General features: G+C 56.4%; 18 protein-coding genes and 1 other RNA gene. 7 read left to right on the top strand and 12 right to left on the bottom strand.

All coding sequences use genetic code 11. The features are described 5' to 3' along the window. Nucleotides 1–166: 166 nt before the first annotated feature. Both VEB01_RS05625 and VEB01_RS05620 read right to left on the bottom strand, forming a co-directional pair. A complete protein-coding gene (locus VEB01_RS05625) occupies nucleotides 167–472 on the bottom strand; it encodes a helix-turn-helix domain-containing protein (RefSeq protein ID WP_324873559.1) in 306 nt (101 codons plus the stop codon). Nucleotides 473–565: 93 nt separating this feature from the next. Beyond that, nucleotides 566–1,009, bottom strand: a complete 444-nt coding sequence (locus tag VEB01_RS05620) for a hypothetical protein (protein WP_324873557.1) — start codon at nucleotides 1,007–1,009, stop codon at nucleotides 566–568. A 136-nt stretch (nucleotides 1,010–1,145) separates the two neighbouring features. Between VEB01_RS05620 and VEB01_RS05615 the strand changes: the two genes are divergently transcribed. Then, on the top strand, nucleotides 1,146–1,547 hold the full coding sequence (locus VEB01_RS05615; protein WP_324873555.1) for a hypothetical protein: 402 nt from the start codon (nucleotides 1,146–1,148) through the stop codon (nucleotides 1,545–1,547). Nucleotides 1,548–1,664: 117 nt separating this feature from the next. Here the strand turns inward: VEB01_RS05615 and ubiH are convergent, their stop codons facing one another. Genes ubiH through VEB01_RS05600 form a run of 3 tightly spaced genes read right to left on the bottom strand, consistent with a single transcriptional unit; the run spans nucleotide 1,665 to nucleotide 4,718 of the window. Next, nucleotides 1,665–2,855 carry a 2-octaprenyl-6-methoxyphenyl hydroxylase gene (gene ubiH / locus VEB01_RS05610; protein WP_324873553.1) on the bottom strand — a complete coding sequence of 397 codons (1,191 nt, stop codon included), beginning with the start codon at nucleotides 2,853–2,855 and terminating at the stop codon, nucleotides 1,665–1,667. Continuing rightward, nucleotides 2,852–4,168 carry a Xaa-Pro aminopeptidase gene (pepP, locus tag VEB01_RS05605; RefSeq protein WP_324873551.1) on the bottom strand — a complete coding sequence of 439 codons (1,317 nt, stop codon included), beginning with the start codon at nucleotides 4,166–4,168 and terminating at the stop codon, nucleotides 2,852–2,854. Before pepP ends, ubiH begins: the two co-directional genes overlap by 4 nt. 13 nt (nucleotides 4,169–4,181) lie before the next feature. Then, complete coding sequence (locus VEB01_RS05600; protein WP_324873549.1) at nucleotides 4,182–4,718, bottom strand: UPF0149 family protein; 537 nt, start codon at nucleotides 4,716–4,718, stop codon at nucleotides 4,182–4,184. Between the two features lie 115 nt (nucleotides 4,719–4,833). On the opposite strand from VEB01_RS05600, the gene VEB01_RS05595 reads away from it, so the two are divergent. From VEB01_RS05595 to VEB01_RS05575, 5 genes are all read left to right on the top strand, one after another. After that, entirely contained in the window at nucleotides 4,834–5,049 is a 216-nt protein-coding gene (locus VEB01_RS05595) for a TIGR02449 family protein (protein ID WP_324873547.1), read from the top strand. After that, nucleotides 5,046–5,345 (top strand): cell division protein ZapA, encoded by a 300-nt coding sequence (locus VEB01_RS05590; RefSeq protein ID WP_324873546.1) that lies wholly within the window; start codon nucleotides 5,046–5,048, stop codon nucleotides 5,343–5,345. The genes VEB01_RS05595 and VEB01_RS05590 overlap by 4 nt, the downstream gene beginning before the upstream one ends. Nucleotides 5,346–5,406: 61 nt before the next feature. Continuing rightward, nucleotides 5,407–5,591, top strand: a non-coding RNA gene (gene ssrS / locus VEB01_RS05585) — 6S RNA. 85 nt (nucleotides 5,592–5,676) lie between these two features. After that, the gene (locus VEB01_RS05580; protein WP_324873543.1) at nucleotides 5,677–6,267 is read left to right on the top strand and encodes a 5-formyltetrahydrofolate cyclo-ligase; all 591 of its coding nucleotides are present in this window, start codon (nucleotides 5,677–5,679) and stop codon (nucleotides 6,265–6,267) included. 13 nt (nucleotides 6,268–6,280) lie between these two features. Continuing rightward, a complete protein-coding gene (locus VEB01_RS05575) occupies nucleotides 6,281–6,739 on the top strand; it encodes an EVE domain-containing protein (protein ID WP_324873541.1) in 459 nt (152 codons plus the stop codon). Here VEB01_RS05575 and ilvA read toward each other — a convergent pair whose 3' ends face one another. Further along, nucleotides 6,740–8,269: a threonine ammonia-lyase, biosynthetic gene (gene ilvA, locus VEB01_RS05570; RefSeq protein ID WP_324873539.1), complete on the bottom strand. Its 1,530-nt coding sequence runs from the start codon at nucleotides 8,267–8,269 to the stop codon at nucleotides 6,740–6,742. A gap of 120 nt (nucleotides 8,270–8,389) precedes the next feature. On the opposite strand from ilvA, the gene rpiA reads away from it, so the two are divergent. Then, nucleotides 8,390–9,046: a ribose-5-phosphate isomerase RpiA gene (gene rpiA, locus VEB01_RS05565; RefSeq protein WP_324873537.1), complete on the top strand. Its 657-nt coding sequence runs from the start codon at nucleotides 8,390–8,392 to the stop codon at nucleotides 9,044–9,046. Between the two features lie 28 nt (nucleotides 9,047–9,074). Here the strand turns inward: rpiA and VEB01_RS05560 are convergent, their stop codons facing one another. The 6 genes from VEB01_RS05560 to mgtE form a co-directional block, all read right to left on the bottom strand. Further along, entirely contained in the window at nucleotides 9,075–10,070 is a 996-nt protein-coding gene (locus VEB01_RS05560; protein WP_324873535.1) for a zinc-dependent alcohol dehydrogenase family protein, read from the bottom strand. A 42-nt stretch (nucleotides 10,071–10,112) separates the two neighbouring features. Then, on the bottom strand, nucleotides 10,113–10,637 hold the full coding sequence (locus tag VEB01_RS05555; RefSeq protein WP_324873533.1) for a C40 family peptidase: 525 nt from the start codon (nucleotides 10,635–10,637) through the stop codon (nucleotides 10,113–10,115). A gap of 93 nt (nucleotides 10,638–10,730) precedes the next feature. After that, on the bottom strand, nucleotides 10,731–11,963 hold the full coding sequence (locus tag VEB01_RS05550; protein ID WP_324873531.1) for a type III PLP-dependent enzyme domain-containing protein: 1,233 nt from the start codon (nucleotides 11,961–11,963) through the stop codon (nucleotides 10,731–10,733). Next, nucleotides 11,960–12,937 (bottom strand): lipoyl synthase, encoded by a 978-nt coding sequence (gene lipA / locus VEB01_RS05545; RefSeq protein ID WP_324873529.1) that lies wholly within the window; start codon nucleotides 12,935–12,937, stop codon nucleotides 11,960–11,962. The genes VEB01_RS05550 and lipA overlap by 4 nt, the downstream gene beginning before the upstream one ends. Beyond that, the gene (gene lipB / locus VEB01_RS05540) at nucleotides 12,930–13,577 is read right to left on the bottom strand and encodes a lipoyl(octanoyl) transferase LipB (protein ID WP_324873526.1); all 648 of its coding nucleotides are present in this window, start codon (nucleotides 13,575–13,577) and stop codon (nucleotides 12,930–12,932) included. Before lipB ends, lipA begins: the two co-directional genes overlap by 8 nt. 11 nt (nucleotides 13,578–13,588) lie before the next feature. Further along, a complete protein-coding gene (gene mgtE, locus VEB01_RS05535) occupies nucleotides 13,589–15,031 on the bottom strand; it encodes a magnesium transporter (RefSeq protein ID WP_324873524.1) in 1,443 nt (480 codons plus the stop codon). Between the last annotated feature and the right edge of the window lie 43 nt (nucleotides 15,032–15,074).

Raw genomic sequence — 15,074 nt, 5'->3', positions numbered from 1 at the left:
GCGCACCAGTGCCTCCAGTTGTTCGCGTTCAGCGGGTGTGATGACCAGTTCGGCTTTCGGGCGGCCGTTTTTCATTGGGTATCTCCTCAAATCTAAAGACACCCAGAAATTAAGCAAGATTTATGCTACGTATTAATGGGACAGAACCTAGCACCTGAGCAGGATTTCACTGGGTCAATACAAGGATGTCCTGAACTTTCTCCGTTGGCAACGAGGGGGTTCCCGGCAGTTGCGTCTTGCCTTTCACCAAAGCGGCAGGACCGCCTTCCTGATAGCGCTTCCGCCAGAGGTTCAGGGTCGGGGTGCTGACCTTCAGAACCCCCATCAGTTCTTCGGTGGGGCGGCCTTCGGCTGTCATCAAAATGATGCGGGCGCGCAGTTTCTGTTTTGGTGCCACCGCCCGGCTCTTCACCCACTGTTCTAGGGTCTGCCGGTCCACTTCGTTCAAGCTCGGTTTTAGGAGCGTTCTCATAACACCCATGGTACCGTTCTTAAGCTTTTGTCGGGAACGTTACACTAGCCGTGTCTTGCAAAGCCGTAAGAGGACGTCGAATTTTTGGACCGACTATTGAGGGCGAGCCGGCCGTTCCGAGTTGCGCAGGGGGTGGGCGGGTGAAGCATCAGGATGTGTGGGCGGCTTCTTGCCTTCTCCGTTAGTTAGCTTCTGCACCATATCTTCCCAGGAGCTGTAGTGTTTGAAATCGGGATGGCCGGTTGCGATCTTGACGTTGACCTCATGCTTCGTCAGTTCAATGATTTCCTCCGGTGTCTTTCCGTCCACGGTGTCAACGAAGGCGTCGTTTCCTTCTTCCGATTTGATTTTGTCTAAAATTCCAAAAGCGGTATCGAACAAAACTCGCTCGTCCGTATTGAGGTAGCGTTTTACCTTGATTGCCGACTTGTAAACTGTCTCCCGCGAGGTGCCACTGATCTCATCGGATCGCGACATAAACGCAGGCAGAAAGTAAATAACGCCAAACAATACCAAGAAAGCGGCTAGTATTTTCATTGTTTATCTCCAAAGGTGCTCGGGCGAGCATTATATAATCTCGCTGCAAAATTGACGTCAAAAGCTCCCGCAACGTCACGCCGAAGTCCAAGTCCTGCCGCTCTCTTTTTATCGTTCATCAGTTTGGGATACTTCTATGGCTCAAAATCGGATTTTCAAAACAATAAATTGGGTTATCTGCTGCTTGGCGCTTGCGGCGTGTGCCCATGATTTGAGGCTGATGAAAATGGAGGAGGCGCTAAACAACTATGGTTCGGCTATCCGTTGGGGAGCGTTTCAAAAAGCTTGGGATTTTCAGTCCAACAAACAGAAACCGCTGCCTGATTTCAAGGCCCTGAAAAATATAAAAGTTACCGCCTATGATTCAGTGTTCCGGTCTGAGCTGAATGAAGGAGGAACTGTGCAGCAAACCGTTGAGATCCGCTATATCAACAATCAGGATCTCGTGGAAAGAAGCCTGACCGACGACCAAAAATGGCGTTTTGACATCGTGAAAGAGCGGTGGGTATTGGAGAGCCCTTTTCCAGAGTTCAAATAGTTTTGATTTGAACGGGAAGCTGGCAAAGCTCATAAGGATTTGTGAGCCTTGACGAGCAAGATTAATGCTCTCGGCGCTGGTCAAGACGACTAGTTTTTTCAAAATCTCGCTTCTCGCTCAAAATCTAAAGCCATATCCCATGGCATGACGAGCCAGCAAGCGCTTTGCCGGTGGGAAGCAATCCAAGGCGATCAAGGCCGCATTACGGGCCAGGGCGACGGGCGGAAAGTCGGTGCAGAACGTCCGTACCAACCCGTCGGTGAAATGAATCACATTTGTCAAATCTCTCTGCCTGACTTGGACATAATGGTCAAGGAACTCTTTTTCACCGATATCTTCATTGAACGCCAGCTTGGCGAATAAGCGTTCAGCCAGGAATGCCGCATCACGAAGCCCCAAGTTGAAGCCCTGCCCGGCAACCGGGTGGAGCTGATGCATCGCGTTGCCGATCAACAATACACGTTCGTCCGCCATTTTCTCCGCGCGGATCAGTTTGAGCGGAAAACCCTGCCGTTGGGAGGCCAATTGAATTTTTCCGAGCCAATATCCAAACACCGACTGTAGGTTCGCGGTAAAGTTCAGTTCGGATTCGTTCAAGAGTTCGGTTGCGTCTTCGTTTTTGAGCGTCCAAACTACCGAGCACTTCTTGCGCTCCAAAGGAAGGAAGGCCAATGGGCCCGACGCCGTGAAGCGCTCGTACGCCGTGAAATTCACGTCCGCCTCCGTACGCACTTCGGTCACGATAGCCGTTTGTCCGTAATCCCGAACATCTTGCTCTATCCCTAAAAGTCTTCTCACCGTGGAGTTGCCGCCATCGGCGGCGACCACCAGGGCGGCCGTGAGGTTAAGGCATTCATCGCCTTGCTTGAGGGTAACGCACACGCCGTCCCGGCCTGCTTTGAGGCCGATGATCCGGGCCGGGCACAGAAGCTCCGCATCGAGTGCGCGCAACTCCTGGGCAATTCGATCCTCCAGGTTTCGGGCGACGATGACGTGGCCTAGCGCCTCGACGCCTTTTTCAGCGGCGTGAAGACGAGTTTTCCCGAAACGTCCTCGGTCGGAGACGTGAATGTGCCGGATGGGCATGCCTTTGGCCGCGACGCTTTGCCAAATGCCCAATTGATCGAGAATTTGGACGGTGCTGCGCGCCAAGGCCAGGGCACGATCACCGGCCGCTGACGCCTGTCTTTCGGTTTCCGTTAGCGCTTCGACCACTCCGATACGGAGCGGTGCGTCGCGCAAGGCCAGAGCGAGACTGCCCCCGACCAGTCCGCCGCCGACGATCAAGAGATCAAAATCGTAGTTCATTCGGAACCCGCCATGAACGCTTCAATTTCCGCTACGGTTTTGGGAAGCCCATCGGTGAGAACTTCATAACCCTCTTTGGTGACTAAAACATCGTCTTCGATGCGGATGCCGATGCCGCGCCATTTAGGGTCCACATCGTGGCAATCCGGTGCGATATAAAGGCCGGGTTCCACCGTCAGCACCATGCCGGGTTCCAACGTCCGCCATTCGCCGTCAATCCGATATTCCCCAACATCATGCACGTCCATGCCTAGCCAGTGGCCGGTCCGATGCATGTAGAACTTCTTGTAGGCTTCGTCCTTGATCAACTTGGAAACCCGCCCCTCCAGCAAGCCTAGCTTGACCAGCCCTTTGGTCAACGTGTGAACGGCGGCGTCGTGCGGATCGTTCCAGCGCTTGTCCGGGCGCACCTGCTTGATGGCGTCGAGCTGGGCTTCCAGGACTAATTCATAAAGGAGGCGCTGACTTTCGCCGAACGTTCCGTTGATCGGAAAGGTACGGGTGATGTCGGAGGCATAATTTTCATACTCCGCCCCGGCATCGATCAACAGAAGGTCGCCGTCCCTGAGTACATCCTTATTTTCGGTGTAGTGGAGCACGCAAGTGTTATGTCCTCCTGCGACGATACAAGGATACGCCGGCGCTCTCATGCCGTGCCGGGTGAACTCGTGGAGCAATTCGGCTTCGATTTGATATTCGTAGCATCCCGGCTTGCAGTTGCGCATCGCGCGTTTGTGCGCGAGCACGGAAACGTCGGCGGCTTTCCGCATCAAATGGATTTCGTGTGGCGTCTTGATCAGCCGCTGCTCGTGGAGCAGATGCTCCAGCGATACGAATTCAAATGGAGCGCGGACGCCGGTACGGACTTTCCCGCGTAGCTCGTTGACCGCGGCGAAGACCTGATGATCGAGCTCCGGATCGTGCCCAATCGGGAAATAAACCCGCTCACGATTTTCCAGGAGGCCGGGCAGAATTTCGTCCAGTTCATCGATGGGAAATGCTTCGTCTGCGCCGAAAGCGTCGCGGGCGCCTTCGAGTCCGGCATATTTTCCGGTCCAGAGAGCTTTAGTCGGGTCGAATTCGCGGCAAAATAGAATGTATTCCCCTTGTTTTCGTCCGGGGACAAAGACCGCCACCGCTTCCGGTTCGTTGAAACCGGTCAGATAATGAAAATCGCTGTCCTGGCGATAGGGATATTCCACATCCCGGTTGCGCACGCTCGCGGGCGCACTCGCGATCAGCGCTACGCTCTTCTTCTTGATGCGATGCGCCAGCTGTTTGCGGCGCACTTTGAATTCGCTCGGCTGAGGCATGAGGATTTCCGTCTTAATGGAGTCGCGTGGGCGGTTGTTGCTGCAATTCGGTGCGGATTACCTGTACGCCTACGCGGACGTATTCCGTGATCTCGGCATAAGCCACTTCATCCGATTCTCCGGCGGAATCCGGATTAAGACGGGAGATTTCCAGAATATCGTGCAGGACTTCGGTGCTCTCTCCCGGCCAGTCGGCGCCATCCGATCGGTAACCGAGACCATACAAAAAGCCTTGGCACCATTCTCCCAAGGCATTAGCACGTTCGCTTAAGGGAAGCGTATCGTCCGGCAGCAGCAATTCGAACGAAAAATCGAAATCGTCCAATTGATGCCGAGTCGTCTCGCACAATTTCGAAAGCAAGGCATGCTCGGCGGGGTTCAGATTAGTTCTGTTTTCGCCGAAAACGGCCTCCAGCCATTGATCGCATTCGATTCGACCGTTTAGGCATAGCAGGCCGGACAGCACTCCATGCGCTTCGGCGGCGCTAGCCGCTGAGTCGTTGTTCAGGACAATGTCCTGGACATCCTGATAGGATATATCTTGGTTCATTCCAGCCTTGTAGACCCTACTTTAATTCTTTATGCTAACACTCTGAATAGCCGGATCAAAAGCCAGCACCGCAGATTAACCCTTATTCCAAGGCTCCGGAATCATGATAGCGGATATGTTTGATTTGGATGCCGAGCTAAGGCGCTTAGAAAGCAAAATCGAGTCACTGACCGTCGTGTGCGAACGGCTGCGTGGTGAAAATCAGGTGCTGAAGTCCACGTTAGACGAATGGATGCGAGAGCGGGCGCAACTATCCGACAAAACCGAGATGGCGAAAAGCCGCGTCGAAGCGATGATTTCCCGCCTGAAATCCATGGGACATGAATCATGAGCGAAATGAATCCGCCAATTAAAGTTCAGATACTCGGCAAGGAATATCCTATTTCCTGCCCCGAAGATCAGCAGCACGATCTCTTGATTGCCGCGCGTTATTTGGATGAAAAAATGCGCCAAATCCGGGATACCGGCCGAGTGATCGGCACCGAGCGCATCGCTGTAATGGCAGCCCTGAATATTGCCCACGAGCTTCTGCAGGCTCAGCAGCAGAATAAATTGTTATCGCAGGATTTGCGAGGCCGTTTTTCGTCGCTGCACGAGAAGGTGGATTCAGCCTTGCGTGCGGAATAAATCGGTTCCGGCGCCGATACGTATTGCATCAATTTATCGACCTAGTAAAATTTAGTTTACGTATTCCCTGCGGCGTACGAAGGCAGCTGGGTTACTTCTTGAGCCTAATCTAAAACCCCGGGAGCCATTGAGCGAGCGATGTGCGCATGTCCGCCCCGAGCGGAAAGCCTAATTCGGCGCTCTTGCGCTCCCACCTGAACCTTCGGTTCAAGGGCGAAAGCGGTCTACGGCGCAGGCGGGGAATACTTCCACTCCACCTTATCTTTCTGAATAAATCCTTCTTGGCCAACACGCGAACACGTGCCCGCCAGCCTCAGCCCGATTCTTCCGAATGAATCTTCCGGCAGATATCAGGCGCCAGATTCGAAGTCTTAGGCAAAACTTGCCGCCGGAGCTTGCTCGGGAGAAGAGTCTTCACATTGCGGAACACTTTATTAGCTCGCCGATTATCGGGCGCAGCCGTCGCGTCGCGACTTATCTCAGCAACGACGGCGAGGTCGGAACTCAAGCCATCGTTGAAACCTTGTGGTCATGCGGCAAAGCGTGTTATCTGCCTATTCTCCGTTCATCTCCCCAGCGGTCGCTGTGGTTCGGGCGTTACGCGCCTGAAACGGCTCTGATTCCTAATAGATTCCATATTCCCGAGCCTGCTATCGGAGAAGATACGGTCAGCGAGCCGTGGACATTGGATCTGGTTCTCGTTCCCCTGGTAGCCTTCGATCTTTCCGGTAATCGCATCGGAATGGGCGGCGGCTATTACGACCGCACGTTCGCTTATCTTAAGGACGGTAGCCAACCGCGTTCGCCGATTCTCATCGGTCTGGCTTTCGAATGCCAAAAATGGGACCGTATACCAGCGGAGCCTTGGGATGTACCGCTGAACGGCGTGGTCACCGAGGAGGCCTTTTACACTTTCACCTAGATCCAGAATCCCTATGCACTATTGGTTGATGAAATCCGAGCCTTCCGAGTTCAGCATCGATGACCTGGAGATGCGGCCCGATCAGACCGAACACTGGGACGGCGTGCGCAATTATCAGGCGCGAAACATGCTGCGCGACCAGATGAAAGTGGGGGATCTGACGTTTTTTTACCATTCCAACTGCGAAACGCCCGGCATCGCCGGCATCGCGAAAATTTCGCGTGAGGCTTATCCGGACTTCACCGCTTTTGATGTCGGCAACAAGCATTACGATCCCGGCAGTAAGCCGGACGATCCGCGCTGGTTCATGGTGGACGTACAGTTCGTCCGCAAGCTCAAACGGACGATTACCTTAAGCGAACTGAAGGAGCGGCCGGAACTCGACGGTCTGGCGCTCATTCGGCGCGGCAACCGGCTGTCCATCATGCCGGTTGCCGAGGCGCAGTGGGCTTTTATCCTCTCCTTGGAGTAGTCAGGCTTTTGCGTTGCCGCCCGCGAAGAGCTGATAAGCGGGATTGTTCGTCTCCTCCCGATACGCGAAGCCGATAACATCCAGAAACTCGTGGAAGGCACGCCGTTCCGTCTTCGGCACCTGGATTCCCATCAGCACCCGGCCGAACGCGGCGCCATGGTTCCGATAATGGAATAGGCTGATATTCCAACGCCCGCCCATGAAGGACAAAAATTTCAAAAGCGCGCCGGGGCGTTCGGGGAATTCAAAGCTGTACACCATTTCGTGCAGCAGGCGTGGCGCATGCCCCCCCACCATGTAGCGGATATGCTCCACCGCCAGCTCATTGCCGGTCATATTGGTGACCGCGAAGCCTTGTTCGCGCAACTGTGTCATCAGTTCCTCGCTGTCCCGGCTGCCGTCGGCTATCGCGATGCCCGCGAAGATGTGTGCGGCGTTGTCGTCGAAGTAGCGATAGTTGAATTCGGTAATGCTGCGCCGGCCCAGAACGCGGCAAAAATTGAGAAAGCTGCCGGGTTTTTCCGGGATCGTCACGGCCAAGAGCATTTCCTGCCGCTCGCCGACCTGGGCCCGCTCCGCCACATGGCGCAGCCGGTCGAAGTTGATGTTGGCGCCGCTTTCGATGGCGATCAGGCACTGATCCCGCACTCCGGTTGTTGAGGCGTATTTCTTCAAGCCTGCCACACCCAGGGCTCCCGCAGGTTCGGCAACCGAACGGGTGTCGTCGAAGATGTCTTTGATGGCCGCGCAGATCTCATCCGTGTCGACGGTAACAACGTCGTCCACGTATTGATGTGCGATGTGGAACGGCTCTTTGCCGATTTGCCGGACGGCAACGCCGTCTGCGAACAGCCCGACTTGTTTCAGGATGACCCGACGCTTCGCTTTCAGCGCCCGGTTCAGGCAATCCGCGTCGTCCGGTTCGACGCCGATGATTTTGATTTCCGGCCGAATGCACTTCACATAAGCTGCGACGCCGGCGATCAATCCTCCACCGCCCACGGGGACAAAGATGGCATGAATGTCGCCCGTGTGTTGCCGCAGGATTTCCATGCCAATAGTGCCTTGGCCGGCGATGACCTCGGGGTCGTCATAGGGGTGAACGAAACTCAGTTTTTGCTCTTCGGCGAGGCTTAAGGCGTGCTCGTACGCCTCGTCGTACGAATCGCCGAACAGTATGGTTTCCCCGCCGAAGTTCTGCACCGCCCGTACCTTTATGGCCGGAGTAGTGCAGGGCATCACGATGACCGCCCGGATGCCGAGCCGCTGCGCAGAGAGCGCGACGCCCTGGGCGTGGTTGCCGGCCGAAGCCGCGATCACGCCGGCCTGCTTCGCCGCATCGTCCAATGAAACGATCTTGTTGTAAGCGCCCCGTAATTTGAAGGAAAAGACCGGCTGGAGGTCTTCCCGCTTGATGTAGACCGAATTGTCGAAGCGGCGTGTCAGTCCAGGAGCGAAGTCCAGGGGAGTTTCCGAAGCGACGTCGTAAACTCGGGCGCGCAGAATGCGCTCGATATACTTGTGAAGCATTTTTTAATCTTAAGATGCGAGTGAGAAACGCGGCCGGCAAGGCGACATAGCATGACAGTGCCGGCATGATCACGCTATTATCCCGCAAATTTCGAGTAACTACATGATGGAGCGACGAAAATGACGCAAGACGAGCTTAAGAAGAAAGTGGCGGAAGCCGCTCTCGATTACGTAAAGGGCGTTTCGGTGCTTGGCATCGGCACCGGATCGACGGTAAACCATTTCATCGATCTGCTGGCAGATGTCAAACAAGATATCGAAGGCGCCGTATCGAGCTCCGAGATGAGCACCGCTCGACTCAAGAAAATCGGCATACCGGTTCTGGATCTGAATGCCGCGGGTACGCTGGACGTTTACGTGGACGGAGCCGACGAGGTCAATTCCCACAAGCAGATGCTCAAGGGCGGCGGCGGTGCGCTGACGCGGGAAAAGATCATCGCGGCGGCCAGCCGGAAATTCGTCTGCATCGTAGACGAGAGCAAGTATGTGAATGTCCTAGGCAAGTTTCCGCTGCCCGTGGAAGTGATCCCGATGGCGCGAAGCTATGTGGCCCGCGAGCTCGTGAAGCTGGGCGGCCAGCCGCAATGGCGCGAGAGCTTCGTCAGCGACAACGGCAACCAAATTCTCGATGTGCACAATCTTAACATCCTGAATCCGGCGGAAATGGAACGGGATATCAACAATATTCCGGGTGTCGTGACGGTCGGTCTCTTCGCCCTGCGTGGCGCGGACGTCGTCCTCCTCGGAAGCGCGAGCGGCGTCAGAAAGCTCGATTAGCCATTTCGGCCGGTTGCGCTAACCCACCCTACGGTATCTTCAAGACGATTTTCCCCGTGGCATGTCCTGTCTCGATCAGGGCATGCGCCGCGGCGGCCTTTTCCAGCGGCAAGACTTGGCTTACGTGGATTTCCAAGCGGCCTTGATCGATCCATTCGCCGCACTGCCGCAGAATCTCCACATGGTGATCGCGAGCCGTGTGCAGATTGCGCAGCATCGGGGTCAGCATCAGTTCGAAGCCGATGCGGAGATTGCGCATTCGCGCTTCGTGTAAAGATATTTCGCCCGGATCCAGCAACGTCACCAGATCGCCGAACGGGGCGGTGCAGTCGATGCTGTGCTTGAATACATCGGGTCCGACCGTATCGATCACCAAATCCGCGCCGTTGCCATCGGTCAGCTCGTTTACGCGCTGCACGAAGTCTTCCTGCCGGTAATCGATGGTCGCATCCGCACCCCAATTTTTGGCGAGTTCGGCTTTCTCCGGCGAGCCGACGGTGGCGAGCACCCGTGCGTCGCGGAGCTTTGCCAGTTGGACCGCCACATGACCGACTCCGCCCGCCGCGGCATGAATTAAAACCGTTTGGCCGGCTTGCAGCCGTCCCCGATCGTAAAGGGCGCCCCAGGCGGTAATCAAAACCAAGGGAGCGGCAGCGGCATGCTCGAAGTCGAGCGATTGCGGTACGGAAGCGGCCCAACGCTCGTCCAATACCGTGTATTCGGCGTAATTGCCTTGGTCGCCGCCCAGTCCTCCGTTGCAGAACCAAACCCGCTCGCCGATCCTAAACCGACTCACGGACCCGCCGATTTCCACCACTTCTCCGGCTCCGTCGCAGCCGAGCACGGCCGGCAGCGGGTTTTCATAGAAAAGTCCTTTTTGCCGTATTTTGGTGTCAACGGGGTTAATGCCCGCCGCCCGAAGCCGGACTTTGATGTGCGTGGGTTGGGTGATAGCCGGCTCGTCAATATCCCGTAGTTCAAGCAGATCGGGCAATCCGGGCTGTGTCATCAAAATGGCTTTCATGGCGTTCCTACCTCGCAATGATTGAATTCATGATCTTCGGCATTAGCGGTGGCTGACGAACCGGTCCGGGAAGCTGGGTCTGCGTACACCCAAAAAGCGATCCCACCAATAGGGCCGTTCCAGGCTGGAAACGATCACTTGCCCTCTGACGCTGCTGGAATGTACGAATGAATCGTTACCCACGTAAATCCCGACATGAGAGAACGGTTGTCCGGTCGTATTGAAGAAGACCAAGTCGCCGGGCTGTCTGTTCCGGCTATCGATACGGGGGACTGCAGCAGCTATTTGATGGGCGGTTCGCGGTAAACGAACGCCGTGCCTTTCGTATACGTGTTTCACGAAGCCGCTGCAATCGAAGCCTTCCCGAGGCGATTCCGCGCCATAGCGATAGGGCGCTCCTTGCAAACTGAGGGCGTAACGCACCACTGCATTCGAATCGGGGTAGTGGACTCTCGTCTTGATTTCGCGTGTCCCGGCGCACCCGGCGAGCAATATCGAGATAGTGGCAAGTGCGAGCAGTTGCGAGATTACGGGTTTGCGGAAGGCATGATAGATAGCCGACCCCATGGTTTGGCTCCGGGTGCTTGATGGGATTTTTCGACGCTCGAAACGGAAGCGGCGTTTGAGTCCACTCGAAAGCACCGCGTCCCCGCTTTAAATTTAATCGCAGCTGTGGTCAGCGGCAAGGCTGGGCTGGGAAGCTGTCCATTGCTTTCGATAATCTTCGTAGCCAAAATGCTTCATCGCTTTGATCCGGCCTTGGCGATCAGACGCAAAAATCGGGGGTAAATCGTAACCGTTGAAGCGGTTCGCCTTGATCAGGCTGTAGGCTCCGACATTCGGAAATACCACCCGGTCGCCGACGCTCAACGGCTCCGCAAAGCGATATTCGCCGAAGACATCCCCGGCCAGACAGGTGCTGCCGACTAGCATGCAATCGAAGGAACCTTCCAGTTGGTGTTCGGCAAGCAGTGGGCTTTTCTGATATTCGAAAACCTCCGGAAGGTGGTTTACGCCCGTATCCAGGACGGCGATGGCTTTGCCGTTTCGCTCGAACCGGTCGATGACGCTTGCCACAAGATAACCGGATTGCCCGACGATGGCCTTGCCCGGCTCGAAATAAACTTCTATGTCGCGCCGCTGTTTCAAAGCGCCCACGACGTCGGCCAATTCCTCCAAATCATCCGCGCTTTCGAAGAGATATCCTCCGCCCAGGTTGATCCATTTGAGGCTATCCATAAACCCGTCGAGTACGCTTTCGATCCGGTCGAGGGTTGCCTTCAACGGCCCGAAGGAGCGCGATTCGAACAAGGTATGAAAATGTAGCCCATCGATAGGGCGTTTTAAAGACGAGTCCCGATCCTGAGCATCGGCCAGTTTGTCGAGAGGCACGCCCAATTTCGAGTATGGCCGGCAGGGGTCATAGCGCCCATCATCGAGAAACGAAAGCCGGGGATTGATGCGAAGTCCGATACTGGCGCGCTCCGCCACACGCGGTCCAAGCCGCTGAAACTGCTCGAAGGAATTGAAGCTGACGAAATCGCAACGGTTGGCGATCTCATCGATCTCGCTGGCTTTAAGGCCCGGGGTGGTAATGTGCAGCGAACTTTTTTGGAGCGAGTGATGACCACCCAGTTCTAGAACTTCGGAGGCCAGCCGCGCCTCGAATAACGAGCTGACCGAAAAGCCGTCCGCTCGGGGAAGAATCAAGCGCAACGCGCTAGCGAACGGAAATGCCTTGACCGAGTACAAGATCCGCAGGCCGCAGGCTTCGCGCACGCGACCCAGCAAATCGAGTGCATGAATGATCCGTGCTTCGTCGTAAACGAAGGCCGGAGTTTCCGGCAGTAGATGCTTAAGGCGCTCGATATCCAAGATGCGGTTGCGGTTCAATAATCTTCCAGCACCGTGGACGCTTGCAGATCGGCATGATAGGACGAGCGTACCATAGGTGCGCTGGCGATCGCGGAGAAGCCGAGGCCTCGGCCGATTTGGGCGAGATCTTCGAATTCCTCAGGCGTCGCGTAGCGGACCACCGGCAAATGGTCGCGGCTCGGTTGCAGATATTGGCCTATGGTCAGCATGTCGCAGCCGTGTCCGCGCAAGTCCGCCATAACTTCTTTCACCTCTTCGAGAGTTTCGCCTAGGCCCAGCATCAATCCCGACTTCGTGGGTATTTCAGGATGAAGCTGTTTGAATCGGGCCAGCAAATCGAGGGATACGCGATAGTCGGCGCCGGGGCGCGCTTGCCGGTAGAGACGTGGAACGGTTTCGAGGTTGTGGTTGAACACGTCGGGGGGCATCCGTGCCAATTGATCGAGCGCGGCGTCGATGCGGCCGCGAAAATCCGGCACCAGGATTTCGATCTTGATGTCCCTATTCTGATGGCGAACGGCTTCGATGCAGGCGGCGAAATGGCCGGCGCCGCCGTCGCGAAGGTCGTCCCGGTCCACCGAGGTGATGACGACGTAGCGGAGCCCCAGCTGCCGAACGACCTTAGCGAGGTGTTCGGGCTCGTTCGGGTCCGGCTCGGCGGGACGGCCGTGGGCCACGTCGCAGAAGGGGCAGCGGCGGGTGCAGATATCGCCGAGGATCATGAACGTGGCCGTGCCGTGGCCGAAGCACTCTGACAGGTTCGGGCAGGCGGCTTCCTCGCAAACCGTATGGAGCTTTTGCTCGCGCAGGATCTGTTTGATCCGGTTGACGCTTTCGCTGCTCGTGGCCTTGACGCGTATCCAGGCAGGTTTGCGCAACGGAGCTTCCGCCGGAACTACTTTGATCGGGATGCGCTTCAGCTTGTCGGCCTTGCGTTGATGGGTATCGGGGCTCAGTCTGGAGGGGGCCTGGTAGGAGTCTTTGTCAGCCACGGGTAGGGATCACTCGTTCGTAGTTCAAGGTTTGCATGATTTCGACGGCCAAAGGCGCTGCCGCCTCGTGCGCTTGGATGGCCACATCGAGCGCGGTTAGGCTAGTGACTTCAAGTCCCGCGTAGCCGCACGGATTGATGGCCGAAAACGGCGACAAGTCCGGATTCACGTTAAGGCTTAGACCATGATAGCTGCAGCCCTTGCGCACGCGAAGGCCGAGAGAGGCGATTTTGCGGCCGCCTACGTAGACGCCCGGTGCATCTTGTCGCGCCTGGGCCGTGATGCCGTACTGCTTAAGCAAGCCGATTACCGCGTTTTCCAAGGCGCTTACCAAGCGCCTCACGCCTAGATTCTTCCGTCGAAGATCGACCAACACATAAACGATCAGTTGACCAGGCCCATGGTAGGTAATCTGCCCGCCGCGGTCGGTTTTGACGACGGGAATGTCCGTGGTTCGGATCATGTGCCGGATGTCCCCGTTCAGTCCCAAGGTATAGACCGGATGATGTTCCAACAGCCACAGCTCATCCGGTGTGCTTTCATCCCGCTGCTCGGTGAACTGTCGCATGGCGTGCCAGCTCGTCTCGTACTCTGTAAGGCCGAGATTGCGCAGGCATAGGGCTTCGGTCGTATCGGTCATAGGCGCGGCTGTTACAGAAGAACGAGGGTGGCCAATCCGAGGAAGATAAAAAAGCCCATGCCGTCCGTCATGGCGGTCAGCAGCACGCTGGTACCGACCGCGGGGTCGAGCCCAAGCCTATCCCGCACCAGTGGAACGGCGATGCCCATGATCGCCGCCACCAGGAGATTGAGCAAGGTGGCGCCCGCCATGACCAAGCCGAGTTCGATGTCCCGATAGAGCAGATAGGCGATCAGCCCCAGTACCGAGCCCCACACGGCTCCATTGAGGAAGCCGATGGCCAGTTCCTTGACGATCAGCCGCTTCACATTCGACGAATTGATCAAGCCGAGTGCGATGGAGCGAACGATCATCATGCTGGTCTGATTGCCGGTGTTGCCGCCGATACCGGCGATGATGGGCATGAGCGAGGCCAATGCCACCACCTTGACGATAGTGTCTTCGAAGACCCCGATAACCCGGGTGCTGACGAAAGCGGTAACGAGGTTGATTGCCAGCCAAAGCCAACGGTTCCGGGCGCTTTTCCAGACACCGGAGAAAATGTCTTCTTCCTCCAGTAGACCAGCCTGAGACAGCATATCTTCATCGGATTTCCGGCGAATATAATCGACGATGGCATCTACGCCGATACGGCCCTGCAGCTTGCCTTCGCGGTCCACGACCGGGGCGGACAAAAGATCGTAGCGCTCGAAAGCCCGCGCCGCTTCTTCCGCATCATCGTCGAGATGGAATGAAACCACATCCTTGCCCATGATTTCCGAGACCGGCTTGTCGGGATTGGTGGTGAGCAGCCGTTTCAGGGGCAGTACGCCTTTCAGCACGTTGTGCTCGTCGACCACGAACAGCTTGTCGGTATGCTCGGGCAGATCGCCCCGCCTTCTCAGGTAACGCAGCACGACGCCTAAGCTGATGTCTTCCCGTATCGTGAGCATGCCGAAGTCCATTAGGGCAGCTACGGTGTCCTCCTCGTGCGACAGCACTGATTGCAGGCGCTTTCGGTTCTGATCGTTGAGGTTTTCCAGAAGTTCCTGCAAGACTTCTTCCGGCAAATCCGGTGCAAGATCGGCGATTTCGTCCGTTTCGAGCTGTCCCGTGGCGGATAACAGCTCTTCCATGTTCATGTCCGAAATGAGCGTTTCGCGTACCGCATCGGACACGTCGAGCAAGATCTGTCCGTCGAGTTCGGATTTGACCAGATTCCAGACAATAAGCCGCTGTTCCAGCGGCAGCGCCTCCAGGATATAGGCGATGTCCGCCGCATGGAGTTGATCGAGCTTGTGTTTCAGTGCCGCCTGATGGCGCTTGTGCAGCAGGGTTTCCACGAGGTCATGGTGCGGCATCGCTCGCTGCTGGAGAATGGTCTCCTCGAGCTTCTGTTTGTTGAGGAGCGTGATGACCTCTTCCAGATGATGCTTGAGTGTTTCTTCGGGAGGGGTGGTGTTCGGTTCGGCCATGAAACGCTCGGTCGGTGCTGCTCAGCGGGTTCGGAAGGACGAT

Source organism: Methylocaldum sp. (assembly GCF_035627495.1).
GTDB lineage: Bacteria > Pseudomonadota > Gammaproteobacteria > Methylococcales > Methylococcaceae > Methylocaldum.
Note: the sequence above shows the minus strand (reverse complement) of the source record. Positions and strands in the feature narration are given on the sequence as shown.

Excerpts from the sequence above, each read along its gene's own strand:
- VEB01_RS05575 (WP_324873541.1), top strand. The coding sequence starts at position 6,281 with ATGCACTATTGGTTGATGAAATCCGAGCCTTCCGAGTTCAGCATCGAT.
- VEB01_RS05600 (WP_324873549.1), bottom strand. The coding sequence starts at position 4,718 with ATGAACCAAGATATATCCTATCAGGATGTCCAGGACATTGTCCTGAAC.
- VEB01_RS05580 (WP_324873543.1), top strand. The coding sequence starts at position 5,677 with ATGAATCTTCCGGCAGATATCAGGCGCCAGATTCGAAGTCTTAGGCAA.
- VEB01_RS05590 (WP_324873546.1), top strand. The coding sequence starts at position 5,046 with ATGAGCGAAATGAATCCGCCAATTAAAGTTCAGATACTCGGCAAGGAA.
- VEB01_RS05625 (WP_324873559.1), bottom strand. The coding sequence starts at position 472 with ATGAGAACGCTCCTAAAACCGAGCTTGAACGAAGTGGACCGGCAGACC.
- VEB01_RS05560 (WP_324873535.1), bottom strand. The coding sequence starts at position 10,070 with ATGAAAGCCATTTTGATGACACAGCCCGGATTGCCCGATCTGCTTGAA.
- ubiH (WP_324873553.1), bottom strand. The coding sequence starts at position 2,855 with ATGAACTACGATTTTGATCTCTTGATCGTCGGCGGCGGACTGGTCGGG.
- ilvA (WP_324873539.1), bottom strand. The coding sequence starts at position 8,269 with ATGCTTCACAAGTATATCGAGCGCATTCTGCGCGCCCGAGTTTACGAC.
- VEB01_RS05555 (WP_324873533.1), bottom strand. The coding sequence starts at position 10,637 with ATGGGGTCGGCTATCTATCATGCCTTCCGCAAACCCGTAATCTCGCAA.
- lipB (WP_324873526.1), bottom strand. The coding sequence starts at position 13,577 with ATGACCGATACGACCGAAGCCCTATGCCTGCGCAATCTCGGCCTTACA.
- VEB01_RS05595 (WP_324873547.1), top strand. The coding sequence starts at position 4,834 with ATGTTTGATTTGGATGCCGAGCTAAGGCGCTTAGAAAGCAAAATCGAG.
- pepP (WP_324873551.1), bottom strand. The coding sequence starts at position 4,168 with ATGCCTCAGCCGAGCGAATTCAAAGTGCGCCGCAAACAGCTGGCGCAT.
- rpiA (WP_324873537.1), top strand. The coding sequence starts at position 8,390 with ATGACGCAAGACGAGCTTAAGAAGAAAGTGGCGGAAGCCGCTCTCGAT.
- VEB01_RS05620 (WP_324873557.1), bottom strand. The coding sequence starts at position 1,009 with ATGAAAATACTAGCCGCTTTCTTGGTATTGTTTGGCGTTATTTACTTT.
- VEB01_RS05615 (WP_324873555.1), top strand. The coding sequence starts at position 1,146 with ATGGCTCAAAATCGGATTTTCAAAACAATAAATTGGGTTATCTGCTGC.
- mgtE (WP_324873524.1), bottom strand. The coding sequence starts at position 15,031 with ATGGCCGAACCGAACACCACCCCTCCCGAAGAAACACTCAAGCATCAT.